The organism is Streptomyces sp. NPDC088194, from assembly GCF_040702025.1.
Classification (GTDB): domain Bacteria; phylum Actinomycetota; class Actinomycetes; order Streptomycetales; family Streptomycetaceae; genus Actinacidiphila.
The window spans coordinates 161,100-179,469 of sequence record NZ_JBFBIV010000005.1 but is presented as its reverse complement, the minus strand read 5'-3'; the positions used below and the strand labels follow the sequence as shown (position 1 = coordinate 179,469).

Genomic DNA, 18,370 nt, shown 5'->3' with positions numbered 1-18,370 from the left:
GAAAACGACCGAGGGCGGCCACCCGATCGGGTGGCCGCCCTACGGCGGGTGGAGCAGAAGCGCGGTGAGGTGTTACTTGACCTCGACCGAGGCGCCGGCGCCCGCGAGGGCTTCCTTGCCCTTCTCCGCGGCTTCCTTGGTGACCTTCTCCAGGACGGGCTTCGGGGCGCCGTCCACGAGGTCCTTGGCCTCCTTCAGGCCGAGCGAGGTCAGCTCGCGCACGACCTTGATGACCTGGATCTTCTTGTCACCGGCGGCGGTGAGGATGACGTCGAACTCGTCCTTCTCCTCGGCGGCGTCGGCCGGGGCACCCGGGGCACCCGGGGCAACGGCGACGGCGGCCGGGGCGGCGGCGGTGACGTCGAACTTCTCCTCGAACGCCTTCACGAACTCGGAGAGCTCGATGAGAGTGAGGCCCTCGAACTGGGCGAGCAGTTCGTCCTGGGTGAGCTTCGCCATGATGGCGTCCTTCCATTCATTCGGCTGGTGCCGTGGTGTACATGTCGGCGGGCATACATCGGGCCCGCGGCGACCGCTCCCGCTCCGTACGGATACGGGTCAGGCGGCGGTCATTGTGCGAGCCGAGTTACTCGGCACCGCCCTGCTCTGCCTCGGCCTCGGCCTTCTTGGCCCGAAGCGCCTCCGCGGTGCGGACGAACTTCGACGGGAGCGCCTGGAAGAGCGCGGCAGCCTGGGACTGCTTGGCCTTCATGGCGCCCGCCAGCTTGGCGAGCAGAACCTCGCGGGACTCGAGGTCCGCAAGCTTCTTGATCTCGTCGGCGGACAGCGCCTTACCGTCAAGGACACCGCCCTTGATGACGAGAGCGGGGTTGTCCTTGGCGAAGTCGCGCAGACCCTTCGCCGCCTCGACCGGGTCACCGGTCACGAAGGCGACGGCCGACGGACCTGCGAACAGGTCGTCGAGCGTGCTGATCCCGGCCTCGTTGGCCGCGATCTTGGTCAGCGTGTTCTTCACCACGGCGTACGTGGCGTTCTCACCGAGCGAACGGCGCAGCGTCTTGAGCTGCGCCACGGTGAGACCGCGGTACTCGGTCAGCACTGCGGCGTTCGAGGAGCGGAACTGATCCGTCAACTCGGCAACCGCGGCAGCCTTGTCGGGCCTCGCCATGAGTCTCGGCCTCCTTCCGGGTGATTGCGGACCGCCCGGTTGACGAAGGGGACGTGACTGGCGCGACAACACAAACGCCCCGAGCGCAGGCGCACGGGGCGGAACTCGACGAAAGCGCTTCAGCACTTCCGGAGGTCTTGGTCCGATCACCTACGCGGGCCGTCCGCACTCAGCGGATTCCTTCGGCCGCCCCACCCGATGACGGGCACGACGACAACCTGCGGTCTTTGGCTTCGTGCTGAGAGTACGGGAGCGGGAGCCCGTCGGGCAAATCCTTCTCTTCGACAAGGGTTTCCGAGGCGCCCGGCACGGGAACGGCGCCGCCCCGGAGCACCTCGCCTCCGCCTCCGCCTCCGCCGGGGCCGGTACGGAACGGACCGCGGGCCCCGGCGGAGTACGGTCGTTCGCGGCCGGCTACCGCAACGCGAAGGCGTCCACGCAGTCCTTCGCGGGAGGCGCGACCACGTGCACCTTCAGCCCGAAGCCAGAGTAGTGGGCGAGGATCGAGACCGTGTCGCTGCTGTGGTGCGGCGCCGTGCCGTACAGCGACTCCTGGACCGGCAATCCCTTGTCCGGCCCCTCGACCGACACCCACACGTCCAGTTTCTCCCGGGTGAGGTTGGCCGCCTGCATGTCCTGATGCAGGGTGTCCGGGGCCATGACCCGCTTCCCGTCGGCGTCGCGGGTCGGCGGCTTCGCGGTCAGCGTCCCGGTGTAGTGGACCGCCCGCACACCGCTTACGGTCTCGGTCCCCACGCTGTGCACGCCGGGCACCGCCAGCAGCTTCGACACGATCCCCGCGGGGCCGGCGTCGCCCTGCTGGGGAACCGTCTGGAGCATCGCCAAGGCCCCCACGCCGCCCGCCGACCTCGCCCAGGTCCGGCCGCCGTTCTTCGCCGCCTCCTGCGGCCCGATGCGGACGTAGCTCGTGCCCGCCACCGACCTGGTCTCCAGGCTGTGGCTCACGCCGAACTGCTGAAGGACGGCCTTTTCGACCGAGTCGGTGAACGTCACGACCGTGTCGTCGACGGTGCCGTGCGACCAGTCGCTCACCCCCTTCTCCCGCCAACTGAGGGCGCCCGACGCGTCGGAGGAGTCCTCCCGCACCGAGTGCACCTGGGCGAGCCGGGCCTGGACCTGCTTCAGCGCGGCCACGGCGGAGGCGGGTCGGGGAGCCGGGTGGGACGGCGGAGCGGCGGACGTGGCCGCGGTCGGCTGCCCGGTGTGGGCGCGGCTGCCGGGGCTGCTCGATCCGGCGCAGGCCGTCAGTGCGGCGAGGGCGACGGCGGTGCCGGTGAGGGCGAGCGGGAGGGCGCGGGCGGTTCTCATGACGTCGCGCCCGGGGTCGACGGGTGCAGCGCCTTCTGGCGCTGTGCCGCGACCTCGTCGGTCCTGTCGGCGGTGTCCCAGCCCGGCGGAACCGCGATCTCCTTGACCCCGCCGAAGCTGGTGAAGTCCAGGGTGGTGATCACCGAGCTGACGTCCTGCCGGACGCGGACCAGCGTGCCGTCGGGCGTGAGCCACACGTCCTCGAGCGGCGACTCCACGAGGCCCTGCTTCTTCATGGCCGCGGACGCGGGGACGTGGCCGCGGTAGTGCGTCGTCCGCCTGCCGTCGACCGTCGCCGGTCCGACCGTCCGCAGATCGGTGGAGGCCGCGAGCCGGCGCAGCGCGACGGCCGGATCACCCTTGGCCGCGTCCCCGGCGTCGGTGTTCGCCGCAGCCGCGCCCAGGTACGCCGACAGGTCGATCCTCACCCAGTGCCTGCCCTGGAGCGGGCCGCTGGGCTGCGGGTCGATGCGGTAGTAGGTGGCGGTGCCGATCTGCCGCGCCTCGATCTGATCGGTGTGGACGAGCTTCTGGAAGCCGACCTTGGCGGCATCGACCATCGTGTCGCTACGCGCCTCGCCGGTCCCCCACGTGTAACTGCCCTTCGCCGACGTGCGCTTGCCGTACAGGTCGATGGTCTGCGTGATGTCCGCGGATTTCTTCGACTCCGCCAGCTTTGCCGCTGCCGTCAGGGCGGCCCTCGCCGCGCTGTCGCCGGCCGGGGGCGTGGTCCCGGTGTCCTTCGCCGCGCCCTTCGCGGGGGCCGCGGCCGTGTGGCGGTCCCCCGCCGCGTGGTGCGTGGTGCCGCCGCAGCCTGCCGTGGCGAGCAGTGCTGTCGCGGCGACAGCGCAGCAGACAGCCGTGGTTGATCTCATCGCGTGGTCCCCACCCCTGGTTGCCCCATGCTCCCCGTGCCCCTGCGTCACGGGTGAGCGCCCCACTGTAAACGGCGGGCGCCCCGCTCCGCCCGGTGGATACCGGGGGAGCGGGGCGCCGTGGTGCTGCGGTGGTGCCGTGGTGCGGTTGGTGCCACTGGTGCGGCCGGGCGGGGACCCGGCTACCGCGCTGACGCGCGACCTGGCTGCCGTCAGACGGCGGCCGGGTCCTCCTCGGTGAGGAGGTTGCGGGTGCGGTTCGAGTCGAGCGGGATGCCCGGGCCCATCGTGGTGGAGACGGCCGCCTTCTTGATGTAACGGCCCTTGGCCGCGGACGGCTTGAGGCGCAGGACCTCGTCCAGCGCCGCCGCGTAGTTCTCCACCAGCTTGGTCTCGTCGAACGAGACCTTGCCGATGATGAAGTGCAGGTTCGAGTGCTTGTCGACGCGGAACTCGATCTTGCCGCCCTTGATGTCCGTGACCGCCTTCGCCACGTCCGGGGTGACCGTACCGGTCTTCGGGTTCGGCATCAGACCACGCGGGCCGAGCACGCGGCCCAGCCGGCCGACCTTGCCCATCAGGTCCGGGGTGGCGACGACGGCGTCGAAGTCGAGCCGGCCCTTCGACACCTCGTCGATCAGTTCGTCGGAGCCGACGATGTCGGCTCCCGCGGCTTCCGCGGCCGCAGCACGGTCACCGGTCGCGAAGACCAGGACCCGGGCGGTCTTGCCGGTGCCGTGCGGAAGGTTCACGGTGCCACGGACCATCTGGTCGGCCTTGCGCGGGTCCACACCCAGGCGGAAGGCGACCTCGACGGTCGAGTCGAACTTGGTGGTCGCGGTCTCCTTGGCGAGACGGACGGCCTCCAGGGGCGCGTACACGCGCTCCCGGTCGATCCTGGCGTCCGCAGCGCGGAGAGACTTGCTGCGCTTGCTCACTTGCTGCTCCTACGTTGTCTTGGAGTCGTGGTCCGAGCCGAGCAGGCCCTGCCACTCACTGCCGGGGGGTGCTCCGGGCCGCCGCGTCGGCGGGTACCCGTGAGCGAGGCGTCAGCCCTGGACGGTGATGCCCATGGAACGAGCCGTACCCGCGATGATCTTCTCCGCGGCGTCCAGGTCGTTCGCGTTCAGGTCGGGGAGCTTGGTGGTGGCGATCTCCCGCACCTGCTCACGGCTGAGCGAGGCGACCTTCTTGACGTGCGGCTCGCCGGAGCCCTTCTCCACGCCCGCGGCCTTCAGGATGAGCTTCGCGGCCGGCGGGGTCTTGGTGATGAACGTGAAGGTACGGTCCTCGTAGACCGTGATCTCCACCGGGATCACCATGCCGCGCTGCGACTCGGTGGCCGCGTTGTAGGCCTTGCAGAACTCCATGATGTTCACGCCGTGCTGGCCCAGCGCGGGGCCGACCGGCGGCGCCGGGTTGGCCGCACCGGCGTTGATCTGGAGCTTGATCAGCCCCGTGACCTTCTTCTTCTTGGGAGGCATTGCTCTCTCCGGGTCTTGTTGAGAGTGTTCATGCCTGCGAGCAGGCATACCGCACCACGATAGCGGGTATCGGGGCGCGCCCTGAAATCGTAAGCCCCGGCACCATGCGGCGGCGGCCGCGATGCCGTTACGTCACCCCGGGCGGGGGGCGGTGGGCCGAGTGGTGGAGGCGGTCGGACAGGGCGGTGACCAGGGCGCGGAGTTCGTCGGGGCGCTCGATGGCGAACGGCAGGTCGAGCGAGGCGAGCACGCCGGGCAGCCAGTCCAGCCGTTCCACGTGCAGCTCGACGCGGGGCCAGTGGGCGGGGTCGTCCGGGCCGCTCGCCGGGGTCGGCGGGGTCGGCGGCGCCGTCACGACCGCCACGGACGCGGGCAGGCGGGTGCGGATCTGCTCGGTGGTGCCCGCGATCCGCAGCACCACCTCGTACCGGTACGGCGCCGTGGCGAGGCCGGTCAGCACGCGCGCGGCCGGATCGACGTCGGCGGGCGGCTCGAACGCGCCGGGCAGGGCGCGTACGTCCGCGATGCGGTCCAACCGGAACGTACGGTCCTCGCCGCTCGGCTCGGCCGCGCCCGTGACGTACCACCGGCCCGCGTGGGCGACGAGGCCGTACGGGCGCAGGGTGCGCTCGCCGCGCCGGCCGCCGGCGGTGGTGTAGCGGAGGGCGACCGGGCGGTGGTGGCTCACCGCGTCGGCGAGCGCGAGCAGGATGGTGGTGTCCGGCACCGCCGCTTCCTCGCCGCCCGGCCCGGTGAGGGCGAGGGAGCCGAGCACGGTGTCGAGCCGGGCCCGGAGCCGCTCGGGCAGCACCCGCCGGATCTTGGCCGCCGCGGTCTCGCCGGCCGCCGCCTCGCTCGCCGTGCCCGCGCCCGCACCCGCACCCGCACCCGCACCCGCGGCCGTGGTCAGGCCGGCCCGGCGCCCCGCCACCAGGCCGAGGAGTACGGCGAGCGCCTCGTCGTCGTTCAGCATGAGCGGGGGCATGCGGTAGCCGGGGCCGAGCCGGTAGCCGCCGTAGCGGCCGCGGACCGATTCGACGGGCACGTCGAGGTCGAGCAGGTGGTCGACGTAGCGCCGCACGGTGCGCTCGTCCACGCCGAGCCGGTCGGCCAGCTCGCCCACGGTGCGGATGCCGCCGGACTGGAGGAGTTCCAGCAGGGTGAGCACGCGGGCGATGGGTCGGGCCATGCCCCCGATTCTCCCCCGGATAGCGGGCGGATTCTGCCCGGTATCCGCCCTAGCGTGTGGTCAGGGGCACCGACCGGTGCCGAACCCGCCGCCATCGACGGCACCCGACGACTTACGGAGCGACCCCATGAACCTCGTCTCGATCCGCGTCATCACCGACGACATCGCCCGCCTCGTCGCCTTCTACGAGCGCGTCACCGGGGTACCGGCCGACTGGGCCACCGAGGACTTCGCCGAGATCCGCACCTCCGCGGCCACCCTCGCCATCGGCAGCACCCGCACCGTCCCCCTCTTCGCCCCCGGCTCCGCCGAGCCCGCCGCCAACCGCAGCGTCATCATCGAGTTCCTCGTCGACGACGTGGACGCCATCTACCGCGACCTCGCCGGCTTCATCGACGAAGCGGATTTCGTCAACGAGCCCACCACGATGCCCTGGGGCAACCGCGCACTCCTCTTCCGCGACCCCGACGGCAACCTCGTCAACTTCTTCACCCCCGTCACCGACGCCGCCCTCGCGAAGTTCGGCCGGCCGTCCGGGGAGTAGCGGCCCGGGTGCGGCTGGGCCGAGGCGGGATTCCACCCTGACTCCTGCGCCCGAAGGGCAGTTACGCGGGGACGCTGCCCACCAGGACCAGGTGAACGGCAATCCTGTCGCCGTCGACTTCGTAAGTCGCCCGGTATCTGCCGACGCGCAGCCGACGGACGCGCGACCCGCCGAGTTTGCTGCTCTCCGGTGGCTCCGGGTTCACGGCTAAGCCGTTGATGGCCCGGACGAACGGCTTCACCGCGTCGCCGTCCCTCTGACGCAGTCGGTTGATCCCGTCCTTGGCCGCACGTTCCCAGATGATCGTGTACCTCACTGGGCCTCCGCCGTGCCGAAGGAACTGATCAGGGCCTCGACCTCGGCCGTGGGCACCGGAGGACGCCCGTCGCTCAGGATGCGCAGCGACACCGCCAGGTCCGCGAAATCCAGCGCGGCATCCCGGCCCTGCTCGTCGGTGGCGGCGTCCACCACGACCTGCGTCCACCAGTGGTCCAGGAACACCTCGAAGGGGCCACCGTCGGACAGCGTCCCCAACTCCGCGAGGAACTCGTCGCGAAGCTCTTGCCGCAGGGCATCCTGGACGCCGGCGACGGTGCGCGGGATACCCGGGTCACGGTGCCCGAGCTCTTCCGCGGCCTCCCGAACGGCTTCCCGCCAGGCATCCGTCTCAGGCATGTGGTCCTCCCGCTCGCCGCCCGCACCATTCTCCGATGGCGCGATCATCGATCTCAAGGCTCCTCCAGTGTGCCGGTCGGCCGTGAGCGGAGCCGACTTCCGGCCCACGCGGATCAACGCGGCCGAACTGCCGGATGGCCGCCACGGCGTGGCACACATTCTAGACTAGGAGAGCCTTATTCCGAGCCCCTTGGCTCACCCAGTGGAGGACTCGGCCACGGCTCACGCACACCGAAGCCTGTGTACACGGATGCGCGCACGCTTACTCCACGACCGAGGACACGGTGACCGTACGGAAAGCCCGCGCGCACCTTGCGGACCACCTGTTCGCCGAACGCGCCGACGGCGCGCCGTGAAGTAGACGTTCCGCTTCACCACGGCGGCACCACGTCAGCCTCGGGCCATCGACCGGCCGGCAGCGCTACGCGTACAGCTCCAGGTACGGCGCGAACTGCTCGGCCACTTCCGCGGCCACCCCCGCTGCGTCGAGCGAGCCGTCGATCTCGATGACGCGGATGCCGAGCCGGCGGGCGTGGCGACCCGCGTCCTCGGCGACCATACGGTCACGGGCGACCCGGTTGGCCTGCGCGCGGTCGGGGTCGCGGACCGTGACGCCGAGCCGGCCCGCGCGCGGGAACGTACGGATCTGGTGCTGCCGGAAATCCTCCGTCGGGACGAGCACGACCATCCGCCCGGGTGAGTCGAGCAGCGGCGCGACCAACTCCGGCCGCAACCCCCAGCCTTCGGCGATCGCCGGGCGGCCCGTGTACAGCGCGCGCAGGTCGTCCAGCACCCACGCGAACCGCACCGGGAACCCGGCCAGCGTCTCCTCGACCATCTCCCGCGAACTCCGGCCCACCCACCTCTCGTCGGGTGTCCGCTCCCCCAGCGGTTCCCCCCGCGCGAGCCGCCGCGCGACCCTGCGGTCCTGGTGGCCGCGGGCGTCGTGGTAGTCGTAGTGGTACACCGTCAACCCGTGCTCACGGGCGAGGAGTTCGGACACGGTGCTCTTCCCGCACCACTGCGCTCCCCCGATCCACAGCATCCGGTGCAGGCTGCCGTGCGGGTCCCAGATCTCTGCCATGCGGCACCTCCCGTCGGAAGCGGCGCGTGCCACCGCCCCCGCGAGCAAGTGTCCTGGTTTGACCGTGAAAACTGCAGTCTTGTTCTGGGAGGGCAGTTGTCGGAAAGTGGAAGGGAGGGGGTGCTTCCCCAGCGGCTCAGCCGCCGAACCGCCCACCGCGCACGGCAGCCACGAACGCGGCGAACGACTCCGTCGGGAAGAGCAGGGCCGGGCCGGCCTTGTCCTTCGAGTCCCGCACGGCCACCTGCCCGGTGGGGGCGAGATCGGCGACCTCGACGCAATTGGTGCCGTTGTCCTGGCTGTAGGACGACTTGAACCAGGCGCCCTCTGGAACAACGTGCTTCGGCACCGCGACCTCCTCGATCCGCATACGAAATGACCCGCCCCCACAGTGTGAGGGCGGGCTACGCACCGGACCTAGGCCAGATCCGGCCCTCCGATCAAGCGTCGAAACAACCGTCCCGCACGGCAGCCACGAACGCGGCGAACGACTCCGTCGGGAAGAGCAGGGCCGGGCCGGCCTTGTCCTTCGAGTCCCGCACGGCCACCTGCCCGGCGGGGGCGAGGTCGGCGACCTCTATGCAGGCGTTGGCCGTTTCCTGGCTGTAGGAGGACTTGAACCAGGCGCTCTCTGGAACAACGCGCTTCGGCACCGCGACCTCCTCGATCCGCATGCGAAATGACCCGCCCCCACAGTGTGAGGGCGGGTCACGCACCGGACCTAGGCCAGATCCGGCCCTACGGTCAAGCGCCGAAACTACCGTCCCGCACGGCAGCCACGAATGCGGTGAACGACTCCGTCGGGAAGAGCAGGGCCGGGCCGGCCTTGTCCTTCGAGTCCCGCACGGCCACCTGCCCGGTGGGGGCGAGATCGGCGACCTCTACGCAGGCGTTGCCCTGTTCCTGACTGTAGGACGACGTGAACCAGTCAACGTCGAGCGCGAGGTCAGGGGCCGTGCGGTGCGTCATAGTGATCAGATCTTTCCGGCTAGTCGGTGCAGGAAGGTCGGCGTCTCGCCCGGAGGCAGGGCGCCAGCTCGCAAAGCGTCGAACCTGCGGGTGTAGGCCCAAGTCGTCGTGTCCTTGTCGCTGACGTTCGATCCCTCCGGCACGTCGGTCTGAACAACCGTGAGTTTCGGATCGCCGAACTCCAGCAGGGTGAAGTTGACGCTGGAGCGATAGGTGGCGCTGGCCAGCGGGAGGATCTGAACCGTCACATTATCCAATTTCGTCAAGCGGATGATCTCCTCGTACTGCTCCCGCATCGTGTCCGGTCCGCCAATCACCCGGCGCAACGCGGCCTCGTCCACAATGGCCCACAGCTCCAGGCCGTTGGCCCTGCCGATCAGCCGCTCCTTGCGTTCCATCCGCAGTTGGATCATGCGCTCGACGAACTCGGTCGTCGTTTCCTCAACGGGCTTCGCCGCTTGGAGCATCTCGCGGACATAACCCTCGGTCTGCAAGAGGCCCACCACCACGCTTGGTTGCCATGCCCGGATAGTGCGCGCGCCGGCCTCCAGACCGACGTACATCTCCATACCGGACGGCAGCACACTCCGATACTGCGACCACCAACCGCGATTGAGCGAGTCCCGCTGGATCTCGACCAGGAACTCGATGTCCTCTTCGTCCTCAACGCCGTAGCGATCGAGCAGCAGACGCAGTTCGGCAGTCGACTTGAACGCGGTCAGGCCGTTCTCCACACGATGGACCTTCGTGGTTGACAGGGCCAGTCCATCCACAGCGTCGACCAGGGTGAGCCCGGCCTTCTCGCGCAACCTACGCAGTTCCGCGCCTAGTTGTACGCGTCGAACAGTGGGCCCTGTTGGCGCCGCCATGAGTCGTCCTCCCCAAGCAGTGAGTGCAGTCGAACGCTCCGCGAGCCCGACGAATCTGACGCAGAGCACTTAACGAGTCACGTAGAGCATATGCAACCGACTATGCACTTCGCAGTGAAACGAGCGGATTTCGTTGCGCCGCCCATCGCAAGCTGCGCAGTCTGGAGGGGCCGGAGGTCACGCACCCCGCGAAAGCCACCCAGTCGCCCTCGCACAAAGGAGCTACCCATGCCCCGTACCGCGACCACTTCCGCCCCGCCCACCCTCCTTACGTGGGGGCCCCGGGAACTGCCCGTGCCGTATGTGGCCCGCTGGAGCGGGGAATCCGTCAGCACCGCGGGGCTGGTCGTGAAGCCGGACGGTTCGGGGTTGGCGTACGAGGACGAGGTCGCCGCGGATCGGGACGGGCACGGGGTGCTGTGGGCCCGGATGGGTGAGGCCGTGGGGGTCGGGCGGCCCGACTACCGCGCGATGAGCTCCCACCGCCAACGGGTCGCCGCGCTGTGCAAGTTGTGCCAGGTGTGCGGGGGGCCGGCGGACCGTACGGCCAAGGGCTGGCTCTTTCTGATGCCGGCCGCGCCGCCGGGAGAGGAGGGCTGCGCCGAACCGGAGCCGATCGAGGGCACGTTGACCACGAAGCCGCCGATCTGCCACCCCTGCGCGGAGTTGGCCGTACGCCACTGCCCCCACCTCGCGGCGCCCCTCTACGTCCGCTCCCGCAAACCCCGTGTCTGGGGCGTCTTCGGCGGCTTCGTCACCCCCTCCCCCACCGGCGCCCTGGTCAACTCCGCGGACACGTACATGCCCTACGGCGACCGGGAGGCGGCTCCCTGGTTCCTCGCCTCCCAACTCGCCCTGGAACTCACCCGCTGCACCTGAACGCCGTACGTTGCCCTGGCCTCGGCCCGCGCAGCAGAATTGCCCGCATGACTGATGAAGCCGGGCCCGTCGACGGAGTACCCGGGCGAAGTGCGGCGCCGGACCTGCGGGCGCCGGACCTACGGGCACCGGATCTGCGGGCGTCCGATCGGGAACGGGACCAGGTCGTGGAGATCCTCCAAGTGGCCGCGGGCGACGGGCGGATCACCGCGGAGGAGCTGGACGAGCGGCTGGACGCCGCGCTGTCCTCGCGCACCGTCGGCGAACTCGCCCGGCTCACCGCGGATTTGCCCTCCGACGGGATGCCGCCTCAGGCCGCCGAGCTGATCCGGATCGACCAGCGGTTCGGGGACGTCTCGCGGGCCGGCCGCTGGCTGGTGCCGCGCCGGATGGAGATCCGGCTGATGTTCTGCGAGGCGAAGCTCGACTTCACGGACGCGGTCATCACCCACAACACCCTTGACGTGGACCTCAATCTGCGGGTCGGCGGGAACCTGCTGCTGGTGACCAGGCCGGGGATCGTCGTCGACACCGACGGGCTGGAACGCGGCAGCGGCGAGATCAAGATCCGCCCGGCCGAGCCGGAGAGCCCGACGATCCTGCGGGTACGGCTGGCCGGCGAGTCCCGCGGCGGCGACATCACCGCGCGGCCGCCCCGGCGGTCGTTCACCGAAGTGGTCTCCCGCCGCAAGCAGCGGACCGACGGCTGAACCCTCGGCACGGCGCCCGTTTTGGCTCACTCCCACAACCTCGCACTCCAGGCTGAACCGTTGGCACGGCGCCCGGCATCGCCCTGCCGCAACCCCGTACCCCAGCACGACCCCCTAACACCCCAGTGCGCCCCCACGCGTCTCACGTGCCGCTCCCCAACACACCTGCTTCTCGGGTACCACTGACTGACACTCAGGTCTACGCGGGGAGAATTCTTGGCATGGACACTTCCCAAGCGAAGCTACCGCGCGGTACCAAGGTGTCGCAGCGATCCTGCCCTTGGAGGTTTCGTGAGACTGACCAAGTCCCTGACCGCCCTTGCCGCCGTGGCATTCGCCCTGGTGGCAGCGATGTTGCTGGCGGCCCCTGCGCAAGCTGCCGGACCGGCGTACGTCGCACTGGGCGACTCGTACGCGGCCGGCAACGGCGCCGGAAACTACATCAGTTCCAGTGGTGACTGCCACCGGAGCAACAGCGCCTACCCTGCCCTGTGGGCCGGCGCGCACAGCCCGTCCTCGTTCACGTTCGCCGCGTGCTCCGGTGCGGTGACCACGGACGTGATCAACAACCAGCTCGGTTCTCTGAACGCCTCGACCGGTCTGGTGAGCGTCACCGTCGGCGGCGATGACGCGGGCTTCTCCGACGTGATCACCACCTGCGTGACCGGGTCCGACGACACCTGCGTCAGCCGGGTCAACACCGCCGAGAGCTACATCCAGAACACGCTTCCGGGCCGGCTGGACGCCGTCTACAGCGCGATCAGCGCGAAGGCGCCCTCCGCGAAGGTCGTCGTCCTCGACTACCCGCACCTGTACAAGCTCAACACGCTCTGCCTCGGCCTCAGTGCGACCAAGCACAACAAGCTCAACGAGGCCGCCGACCTGATCGACTCCACCATCGCCGCCCGCGCCGCCGCGCACGGCTTCACCTTCGGCGACGTGCGCACCACCTTCAACGGCCACGAGCTGTGCTCCGGCGACGACTGGCTGCACTCCCTGGTCATCAGCCCGACCTGGGAGTCCTACCACCCCACCGCCACCGGCCACGCCGACGGCTACCTCCCGGTCCTGACCACCGACGCCTCCTGACCACCCACGCGTCCTGACCGCCCACGCGCCACCCGAAGAACCCCCGCACGCCAAAGAACCCCCGGGCTACGGAAATCCGTGGGCCGGGGGTTCTTTCGGAAGGCGGGTGGGGCTAGTTCTTCTGGATCTGGTCGAAGCTGAGCTCGACCGGGGTCTCGCGGCCGAAGATCTCGACCAGGCCCTTGACCTTCTTGGAGTCCGGGTTGATCTCGTTGATCGTCGCCTGGAGGGTGGCGAAGGGGCCGTCGGTGACGGTGACCGAGTCGCCGACCTCGAAGTCCAGCACCTGGACCTCGACCTTGCGCGGCTGGGCGGTGCCCTCGGCGATCGCGGCGGCCTCGGCCGCGGCCTCCACCTCGGGGGCGAGCATCTTGACGATCTCGTCCAGCGTCAGCGGGTAGGGGTCGTAGGCGTTGCCGACGAAGCCGGTGACGCCGGGGGTGTTGCGGACGACGCCCCAGGACTCGTTGGTGAGGTCCATGCGAACCAGAACGTAGCCGGGGAGCTTGTTCTGCCGGATGGTCTTCCGGTCGCCGTTCTTGATCTGGACTACTTCTTCCTGGGGCACTTCGGCCTGGTAGATGTACTCCTCGACGTTGAGCGAGACGGCGCGCTGCTCAAGGTTGGACTTCACGCGGTTCTCGTAGCCGGCGTAGGTGTGGATGACGTACCACTCGCCGGGCAGCGTGCGCAGCTCCTCGCGGAACGCGGCGACCGCGTCGACCGGCTCGGCGGCGGGGGCAGCGTCGGCGTCAGCGTCAGCGGCCTCCTCGGCGTCGGCGTCGTCCTCAGCGCCGTCCTCCGCCTCGTCGTCCTCGGCCGCGGCCTCGTCGTCAGCCTCTTCGGCGTGAGCGGCGGCGTTCGCGGCTACCGCGTCGGCCTGGCCCAGGTCGTCGTCAGCGGCTTCCTCGGCCTTCTCGGGGGCCTCGGGGTCCACGTCGTGCACCGCGCCCTGCTCGGCAGGCTCCCCCGCGGCCAGGTCCGCAGCCTCGGCCTCGTCGATGTCGCCGTCGGCAGCGTCGACGATGTCGAGTGCGGAGTCCTCGTCCTGCACGGACTCGTCGGCGACGTCGGCATCGTGCACGTTCGGGTCAGACACGGTGACTGCTTCTTCCTGACTTCTCAAAGGGTGGGACATACGGCTCGCCGCCGTGGAATCCGGAGCGGGCCGCGGTTACGAGGGAAGGCTCATCCGAAGACGTACGAGACAAGCTTCTCGAAACCGTAGTCAACCACGCTGACGAACGCGATGACGACGACAACGAACACAATCACCACAGTGGTGTACGTCGACAGGTCATTGCGGCTCGGCCAGACGACCTTGCGCAGTTCGGCGACGATCTGACGGTAGAAGAGCGCGAGACGACCGAGCGGGCCCTTCTTGCCGCGCTTACCACCGCGGCGGGGCTTCTTGTCGGTCTCCTTGTCGTCCTCAGCAGGGACCTCAACGGAGTCCGTGATCTCAGTCACTCGTCCTCACCTGACTCCGGGTCGTGGCCATGCCGCGCCCGTCGCGCGGTACGGCGAGTGCTTCTGTCTGCTACCTGCGCCCACGCCCACCGTCGGACGTGTGGAGCAGGGTCGGAGGGACTCGAACCCACAACCCCTGGTTTTGGAGACCAGTGCTCTGCCAATTGAGCTACGACCCTACGCTGACACCCCCAACGTACCGCAACGGTACGACGGGAAGGCCACCGACCGATGAGTGTACGTGGTCCGGGCCGCCCCGTCGAACGCCTTGCACCCGAAAGAGCCGAACGGGCCCGGCCAACACAGGTGCCAGGCCCGGGCCGGGTCTGGGACGATGCAGTCATGAGCGCAGCCACTCCCTCCGCCACACCCTCCGCACCGTCCGCCACCGACCGGCGGGTATCGGCCCGCGTCGGGGCGATCTCCGAATCCGCGACGCTGGCCGTGGACGCCAAGGCCAAGGCCCTCAAGGCCGCCGGGCGTCCGGTGATCGGCTTCGGCGCCGGCGAGCCCGACTTCCCCACCCCCGACTACATCGTCGAGGCGGCCGTGGAAGCGTGCCGGAACCCGAAGTACCACCGCTACACGCCGGCCGGCGGCCTGCCCGAGCTGAAGGCCGCCATCGCCGCCAAGACGCTCCGCGACTCCGGCTACGAGGTGGACGCCTCGCAGGTCCTGGTCACCAACGGCGGGAAGCAGGCGATCTACGAGGCGTTCGCCGCGATCCTCGACCCGGGCGACGAGGTCATCGTGCCCGCTCCGTACTGGACCACCTACCCCGAGTCGATCCGGCTCGCGGGCGGCGTGCCGGTCGAGGTCGTCGCCGACGAGACCACCGGCTACCGGGTGTCGGTCGAGCAGCTGGAGGCGGCCCGCACCGAGCGGACCAAGGTGCTGCTCTTCGTCTCCCCGTCGAACCCGACCGGCGCGGTGTACGGCGAGGCCGAGACCGAGGAGATCGGCCGCTGGGCGGTCGAGCACGGCCTGTGGGTGCTCACCGACGAGATCTACGAGCACCTGGTCTACGGCGACGCGAAGTTCACCTCGCTGCCCGCGATCGTGCCCGAGCTGCGCGACAAGTGCCTGGTGGTCAACGGCGTCGCCAAGACGTACGCGATGACCGGCTGGCGGGTCGGGTGGATCGTCGGCCCCAAGGACGTGGTCAAGGCCGCCGCGAACCTCCAGTCGCACGCCACCTCCAACGTCAACAACGTGGCGCAGGTCGCCGCGCTCGCCGCGGTGAGCGGCGACCTGTCCGCGGTCGCCGAGATGCGCGCCGCGTTCGACCGCCGCCGGCAGACCATCGTCCGGATGCTCAACGAGATCGACGGCGTGCTCTGCCCGGTCCCCGAGGGCGCCTTCTACGCCTACCCGTCGGTGAAGGCCCTGCTCGGCAAGGAGATCCGCGGCAAGCGCCCGCAGACCTCGGTGGAGCTGTCCGCCCTGATCCTCGACGAGGCCGAGGTCGCGGTGGTGCCCGGTGAGGCGTTCGGCACGCCCGGCTACCTGCGGCTGAGCTACGCGCTCGGCGACGAGGACCTGGTCGAGGGCGTCTCCCGGATTCAGAAGCTGCTCGGCGAGGCCACCGACTAGTCCGCTGCTTCGGCGCCCTCCGCTTCCGGGCGCGTTCCGCGCGCCTTCCGTGCCCGTTCGCACCCGTTCGCGTTTTCGGGCAAGCCCCCGTTCGGAGAAAATGGTTCCGGGCGGGGGCCGACGTATAGCAGGATCTACAGATGGCACGCGAGGTAGGGACGACGGCACGCGAGATCCGCGAGCTGCCCAAAGCACATCTGCATCTGCACTTCACCGGGTCCATGCGGCCCGCCACTCTGCTGGAGCTGGCCGACAAGCACGGCGTGCACCTGCCGGAGGCGCTGACCTCGGGCGAACCCCCGAAGCTGCGCGCCACCGACGAGCGCGGCTGGTTCCGCTTCCAGCGGCTCTACGACATCGCCCGCTCCTGCCTGCGCACGCCCGAGGACATCCAGCGGCTGGTGCGCGAGGCCGCGGAGGAGGACGCCGCCGACGGCTCCGGCTGGCTGGAGATCCAGGTCGACCCGACCTCGTACGCGCCCCGGCTCGGCGGGCTGATCCCCACCATCGAGATCATCCTCGACGCGGTGCGGACCGCCTCCCGCGACACCGGGGTGGGCATGGCCGTCATCGTGGCCGCCAACCGGATGAAGCACCCGCTGGACGCCCGCACGCTGGCCCGCCTCGCGGTCCGCTACGCCGACCAGGGCGTGATCGGTTTCGGCCTGTCCAACGACGAACGGCGCGGCCTGGCAAGGGACTTCGACCGGGCCTTCGCCATCGCCCGCGAGGGCGGCCTGCTCGCCGCACCGCACGGCGGCGAGCTGTCCGGGCCGTCGAGCGTCCGCGACTGCCTCGACGACCTGCACGCCCAGCGGGTCGGGCACGGCGTCCGCGCCGCCGAGGACCCCTACCTGCTGCGCCGCCTCGCCGACTCCGGGATCACCTGCGAGGTCTGCCCGGCCTCCAACGTCGCCCTCGGCGTCTACGACAAACCCGAGGACGTCCCCCTGCGCACCCTCTGGGACGCCGGCGTGCCCATGGCCCTCGGCGCCGACGACCCCCTCCTCTTCGGCTCCCGCCTCGCCGCCCAGTACGACCTCGCCCGCGACGCCCACGGCTTCTCCGACCCCGAACTGGCGGAGCTGGCCCGCCAGTCGGTCCGCGCCTCCCGTGCCCCCAAGGACGTCCGCGACCGCCTCCTGTCCGGCATCACCCAGTGGGCGGCCCCCTGACCCTCCGGGGTCCCTCAGGGGCGCGTGGGGGCGCCTCCCAGGCGAGGCTCTGGGGGGAGAGCCGCGCGCGCAACCCGTCACGACCGCGAGGTGCGGGAACCGGCAGGACGGGGCGGCCCGGGCGGTCAAGGCCCGGTGGCCAGGCCCCGGCGGTCAGGCCCCGGCGGTCAGAGAGCCGTGCCGACGAACACCGGCTCGTTGACCAGCGTGACGCCGAACGCGTCGTGGACGCCGTCACGGACCTCACGGGCGAGCGCCAGCAGGTCAGCCGTGGTGGCCGCACCACGATTCGTGAGCGCCAGCGTGTGCTTCGTGGAGATCCGGGCCGGCCCGGTGCCGTACCCCTTGGCGAACCCGGCCTTGTCGATCAGCCAGGCCGCGGAGGTCTTCACGTGGTCGGCGTCGGCCGGATACGCGGGCGGGATGACCTCCGCGCCGAGCCGCTCCTTCACCCGCACCAGGAACTCCGCGTGCTCGGCCGCGCTCAGCACCGGGTTCGTGAAGAACGACCCGGCGGACCAGGTGTCGTGGTCCGCGGGATCGAGCACCATCCCCTTGCCCGCCCGCAGCGCCAGCACCGTCTCGCGGGCCCTGCCGAGCGGCACCCGGTCGCCGGCCTCGACGCCGAGCGCCCGCGCGGTCTCGGCGTACTTCAGCGGCGCCGACAGCCCGCCCGCGTCCTCCAGCGCGAACCGCACCCGCAGCACCACGTGCCGCGCCGGGTCCGCCTTGAAACGGCTGAACCGGTAGGCGAACGCGCACTCGGCGCTCGGCAGCGTGACGACCTCGCCGCGCTGCCGGTCGTACGCGACCACCTCGGTGATCGTGGACGACACCTCCTGGCCGTACGCCCCCACGTTCTGGATCGGTGTCGCACCGGCCGAGCCCGGGATGCCGGCCAGGCACTCCACCCCGGCCAGGCCCGCCTCGACGGTCCGGGTCACCGCGTCGGACCACACCTCGCCCGCCGCCAGCTCCAGGGCGGTGCCGCGCAGCGCCACGCCCCGGGTGGCGATCCGGACGGCGGTGCCCTCGAAGCCCTCGTCGGCGATCACCAGGTTGCTGCCGCCACCGATCAGCAGGACCGGCTCGCCGCGCGCGTCCGCCTCGCGTACCGCCGCCACCACGTCCTCGTCGGTCCTGGCGGTCACCAGCCGCCGGGCCGGGCCGCCCAACCGGAAGGTGGTCAGCGGCGCGAGCCGGGCGTTCTCCGTTGTATCCACGACATCCACGCGGAAAGCCTACGTTCCCCGCGAGGAACGTTCTGTTCCCCGCGTGGAACGCAGGCTCCGTGTCCCGCTGCCCGC

At 70.5% G+C, this 18,370-nt stretch carries 23 protein-coding genes and 1 tRNA gene; 6 read left to right on the top strand and 18 right to left on the bottom strand.

Annotated elements, in window-relative coordinates; all coding sequences use genetic code 11:
- Positions 1–72: 72 nt before the first annotated feature.
- The 7 genes from rplL to AB0399_RS04315 form a co-directional block, all read right to left on the bottom strand.
- Entirely contained in the window at positions 73–459 is a 387-nt protein-coding gene (rplL, locus tag AB0399_RS04345; RefSeq protein ID WP_366410167.1) for a 50S ribosomal protein L7/L12, read from the bottom strand.
- Between the two features lie 127 nt (positions 460–586).
- Positions 587–1,129, bottom strand: coding sequence for a 50S ribosomal protein L10 (rplJ, locus tag AB0399_RS04340; protein WP_329365825.1), 543 nt, complete (start codon positions 1,127–1,129; stop codon positions 587–589).
- Positions 1,130–1,543: 414 nt separating this feature from the next.
- Positions 1,544–2,458, bottom strand: coding sequence for a hypothetical protein (locus AB0399_RS04335; RefSeq protein WP_366410166.1), 915 nt, complete (start codon positions 2,456–2,458; stop codon positions 1,544–1,546).
- Positions 2,455–3,333, bottom strand: a complete 879-nt coding sequence (locus AB0399_RS04330) for a hypothetical protein (RefSeq protein ID WP_366410165.1) — start codon at positions 3,331–3,333, stop codon at positions 2,455–2,457. Before AB0399_RS04330 ends, AB0399_RS04335 begins: the two co-directional genes overlap by 4 nt.
- 212 nt (positions 3,334–3,545) lie before the next feature.
- Positions 3,546–4,271, bottom strand: coding sequence for a 50S ribosomal protein L1 (gene rplA / locus AB0399_RS04325; protein WP_202235500.1), 726 nt, complete (start codon positions 4,269–4,271; stop codon positions 3,546–3,548).
- A gap of 111 nt (positions 4,272–4,382) precedes the next feature.
- The gene (gene rplK, locus AB0399_RS04320) at positions 4,383–4,817 is read right to left on the bottom strand and encodes a 50S ribosomal protein L11 (RefSeq protein WP_103886934.1); all 435 of its coding nucleotides are present in this window, start codon (positions 4,815–4,817) and stop codon (positions 4,383–4,385) included.
- 127 nt (positions 4,818–4,944) lie between these two features.
- A complete protein-coding gene (locus AB0399_RS04315) occupies positions 4,945–6,006 on the bottom strand; it encodes a WYL domain-containing protein (protein ID WP_366410164.1) in 1,062 nt (353 codons plus the stop codon).
- A gap of 127 nt (positions 6,007–6,133) precedes the next feature.
- On the opposite strand from AB0399_RS04315, the gene AB0399_RS04310 reads away from it, so the two are divergent.
- On the top strand, positions 6,134–6,550 hold the full coding sequence (locus AB0399_RS04310; protein ID WP_366410163.1) for a VOC family protein: 417 nt from the start codon (positions 6,134–6,136) through the stop codon (positions 6,548–6,550).
- A gap of 61 nt (positions 6,551–6,611) precedes the next feature.
- On the opposite strand, the gene AB0399_RS04305 is transcribed toward AB0399_RS04310, so the two are convergent.
- From AB0399_RS04305 to AB0399_RS04275, 7 genes are all read right to left on the bottom strand, one after another.
- Positions 6,612–6,866: a type II toxin-antitoxin system RelE/ParE family toxin gene (locus AB0399_RS04305; protein WP_329365834.1), complete on the bottom strand. Its 255-nt coding sequence runs from the start codon at positions 6,864–6,866 to the stop codon at positions 6,612–6,614.
- Entirely contained in the window at positions 6,863–7,225 is a 363-nt protein-coding gene (locus AB0399_RS04300) for a hypothetical protein (RefSeq protein WP_366410162.1), read from the bottom strand. Before AB0399_RS04300 ends, AB0399_RS04305 begins: the two co-directional genes overlap by 4 nt.
- 421 nt (positions 7,226–7,646) lie before the next feature.
- Entirely contained in the window at positions 7,647–8,309 is a 663-nt protein-coding gene (locus tag AB0399_RS04295; protein WP_366410161.1) for a hypothetical protein, read from the bottom strand.
- A 136-nt stretch (positions 8,310–8,445) separates the two neighbouring features.
- Positions 8,446–8,658: a DUF397 domain-containing protein gene (locus tag AB0399_RS04290; protein WP_366410160.1), complete on the bottom strand. Its 213-nt coding sequence runs from the start codon at positions 8,656–8,658 to the stop codon at positions 8,446–8,448.
- Between the two features lie 91 nt (positions 8,659–8,749).
- Entirely contained in the window at positions 8,750–8,962 is a 213-nt protein-coding gene (locus AB0399_RS04285) for a DUF397 domain-containing protein (RefSeq protein WP_366410159.1), read from the bottom strand.
- A 91-nt stretch (positions 8,963–9,053) separates the two neighbouring features.
- Positions 9,054–9,278: a DUF397 domain-containing protein gene (locus AB0399_RS04280; RefSeq protein WP_366410158.1), complete on the bottom strand. Its 225-nt coding sequence runs from the start codon at positions 9,276–9,278 to the stop codon at positions 9,054–9,056.
- A 5-nt stretch (positions 9,279–9,283) separates the two neighbouring features.
- Positions 9,284–10,147: a helix-turn-helix transcriptional regulator gene (locus AB0399_RS04275; protein WP_366410157.1), complete on the bottom strand. Its 864-nt coding sequence runs from the start codon at positions 10,145–10,147 to the stop codon at positions 9,284–9,286.
- 228 nt (positions 10,148–10,375) lie between these two features.
- Here AB0399_RS04275 and AB0399_RS04270 point away from each other — a divergent pair, with 228 nt between their 5' ends.
- The 3 genes from AB0399_RS04270 to AB0399_RS04260 all read left to right on the top strand — a co-directional run bounded on the left by AB0399_RS04270 (position 10,376) and on the right by AB0399_RS04260 (position 12,825).
- Positions 10,376–11,026: a hypothetical protein gene (locus AB0399_RS04270; RefSeq protein WP_366410156.1), complete on the top strand. Its 651-nt coding sequence runs from the start codon at positions 10,376–10,378 to the stop codon at positions 11,024–11,026.
- A 47-nt stretch (positions 11,027–11,073) separates the two neighbouring features.
- Positions 11,074–11,736 (top strand): DUF1707 domain-containing protein, encoded by a 663-nt coding sequence (locus tag AB0399_RS04265; protein ID WP_329365850.1) that lies wholly within the window; start codon positions 11,074–11,076, stop codon positions 11,734–11,736.
- Positions 11,737–12,087: 351 nt separating this feature from the next.
- On the top strand, positions 12,088–12,825 hold the full coding sequence (locus AB0399_RS04260) for an SGNH/GDSL hydrolase family protein (protein ID WP_329374025.1): 738 nt from the start codon (positions 12,088–12,090) through the stop codon (positions 12,823–12,825).
- 112 nt (positions 12,826–12,937) lie between these two features.
- On the opposite strand, the gene nusG is transcribed toward AB0399_RS04260, so the two are convergent.
- The 3 genes from nusG to AB0399_RS04245 form a co-directional block, all read right to left on the bottom strand.
- Positions 12,938–13,924 carry a transcription termination/antitermination protein NusG gene (gene nusG, locus AB0399_RS04255; RefSeq protein ID WP_366410155.1) on the bottom strand — a complete coding sequence of 329 codons (987 nt, stop codon included), beginning with the start codon at positions 13,922–13,924 and terminating at the stop codon, positions 12,938–12,940.
- A gap of 89 nt (positions 13,925–14,013) precedes the next feature.
- The gene (gene secE / locus AB0399_RS04250) at positions 14,014–14,295 is read right to left on the bottom strand and encodes a preprotein translocase subunit SecE (protein WP_202235495.1); all 282 of its coding nucleotides are present in this window, start codon (positions 14,293–14,295) and stop codon (positions 14,014–14,016) included.
- A 106-nt stretch (positions 14,296–14,401) separates the two neighbouring features.
- Positions 14,402–14,474, bottom strand: a tRNA-Trp gene (locus AB0399_RS04245).
- Between the two features lie 163 nt (positions 14,475–14,637).
- Between AB0399_RS04245 and AB0399_RS04240 the strand changes: the two genes are divergently transcribed.
- Both AB0399_RS04240 and AB0399_RS04235 read left to right on the top strand, forming a co-directional pair.
- Positions 14,638–15,888 (top strand): pyridoxal phosphate-dependent aminotransferase, encoded by a 1,251-nt coding sequence (locus tag AB0399_RS04240; RefSeq protein ID WP_366410154.1) that lies wholly within the window; start codon positions 14,638–14,640, stop codon positions 15,886–15,888.
- 140 nt (positions 15,889–16,028) lie between these two features.
- On the top strand, positions 16,029–17,063 hold the full coding sequence (locus tag AB0399_RS04235) for an adenosine deaminase (protein ID WP_329365855.1): 1,035 nt from the start codon (positions 16,029–16,031) through the stop codon (positions 17,061–17,063).
- A gap of 167 nt (positions 17,064–17,230) precedes the next feature.
- On the opposite strand, the gene AB0399_RS04230 is transcribed toward AB0399_RS04235, so the two are convergent.
- Positions 17,231–18,286 carry a UDP-N-acetylmuramate dehydrogenase gene (locus tag AB0399_RS04230; RefSeq protein WP_366410178.1) on the bottom strand — a complete coding sequence of 352 codons (1,056 nt, stop codon included), beginning with the start codon at positions 18,284–18,286 and terminating at the stop codon, positions 17,231–17,233.
- Positions 18,287–18,370 lie beyond the last annotated feature (84 nt).

Excerpts from the sequence above, each read along its gene's own strand:
- rplJ (WP_329365825.1), bottom strand. The coding sequence starts at position 1,129 with ATGGCGAGGCCCGACAAGGCTGCCGCGGTTGCCGAGTTGACGGATCAG.
- AB0399_RS04270 (WP_366410156.1), top strand. The coding sequence starts at position 10,376 with ATGCCCCGTACCGCGACCACTTCCGCCCCGCCCACCCTCCTTACGTGG.
- AB0399_RS04240 (WP_366410154.1), top strand. The coding sequence starts at position 14,638 with ATGAGCGCAGCCACTCCCTCCGCCACACCCTCCGCACCGTCCGCCACC.
- AB0399_RS04235 (WP_329365855.1), top strand. The coding sequence starts at position 16,029 with ATGGCACGCGAGGTAGGGACGACGGCACGCGAGATCCGCGAGCTGCCC.
- AB0399_RS04280 (WP_366410158.1), bottom strand. The coding sequence starts at position 9,278 with ATGACGCACCGCACGGCCCCTGACCTCGCGCTCGACGTTGACTGGTTC.
- rplL (WP_366410167.1), bottom strand. The coding sequence starts at position 459 with ATGGCGAAGCTCACCCAGGACGAACTGCTCGCCCAGTTCGAGGGCCTC.
- AB0399_RS04315 (WP_366410164.1), bottom strand. The coding sequence starts at position 6,006 with ATGGCCCGACCCATCGCCCGCGTGCTCACCCTGCTGGAACTCCTCCAG.
- AB0399_RS04275 (WP_366410157.1), bottom strand. The coding sequence starts at position 10,147 with ATGGCGGCGCCAACAGGGCCCACTGTTCGACGCGTACAACTAGGCGCG.
- AB0399_RS04310 (WP_366410163.1), top strand. The coding sequence starts at position 6,134 with ATGAACCTCGTCTCGATCCGCGTCATCACCGACGACATCGCCCGCCTC.
- AB0399_RS04335 (WP_366410166.1), bottom strand. The coding sequence starts at position 2,458 with ATGAGAACCGCCCGCGCCCTCCCGCTCGCCCTCACCGGCACCGCCGTC.
- AB0399_RS04265 (WP_329365850.1), top strand. The coding sequence starts at position 11,074 with ATGACTGATGAAGCCGGGCCCGTCGACGGAGTACCCGGGCGAAGTGCG.
- AB0399_RS04260 (WP_329374025.1), top strand. The coding sequence starts at position 12,088 with ATGTTGCTGGCGGCCCCTGCGCAAGCTGCCGGACCGGCGTACGTCGCA.
- AB0399_RS04300 (WP_366410162.1), bottom strand. The coding sequence starts at position 7,225 with ATGCCTGAGACGGATGCCTGGCGGGAAGCCGTTCGGGAGGCCGCGGAA.
- rplK (WP_103886934.1), bottom strand. The coding sequence starts at position 4,817 with ATGCCTCCCAAGAAGAAGAAGGTCACGGGGCTGATCAAGCTCCAGATC.
- AB0399_RS04295 (WP_366410161.1), bottom strand. The coding sequence starts at position 8,309 with ATGGCAGAGATCTGGGACCCGCACGGCAGCCTGCACCGGATGCTGTGG.
- AB0399_RS04330 (WP_366410165.1), bottom strand. The coding sequence starts at position 3,333 with ATGAGATCAACCACGGCTGTCTGCTGCGCTGTCGCCGCGACAGCACTG.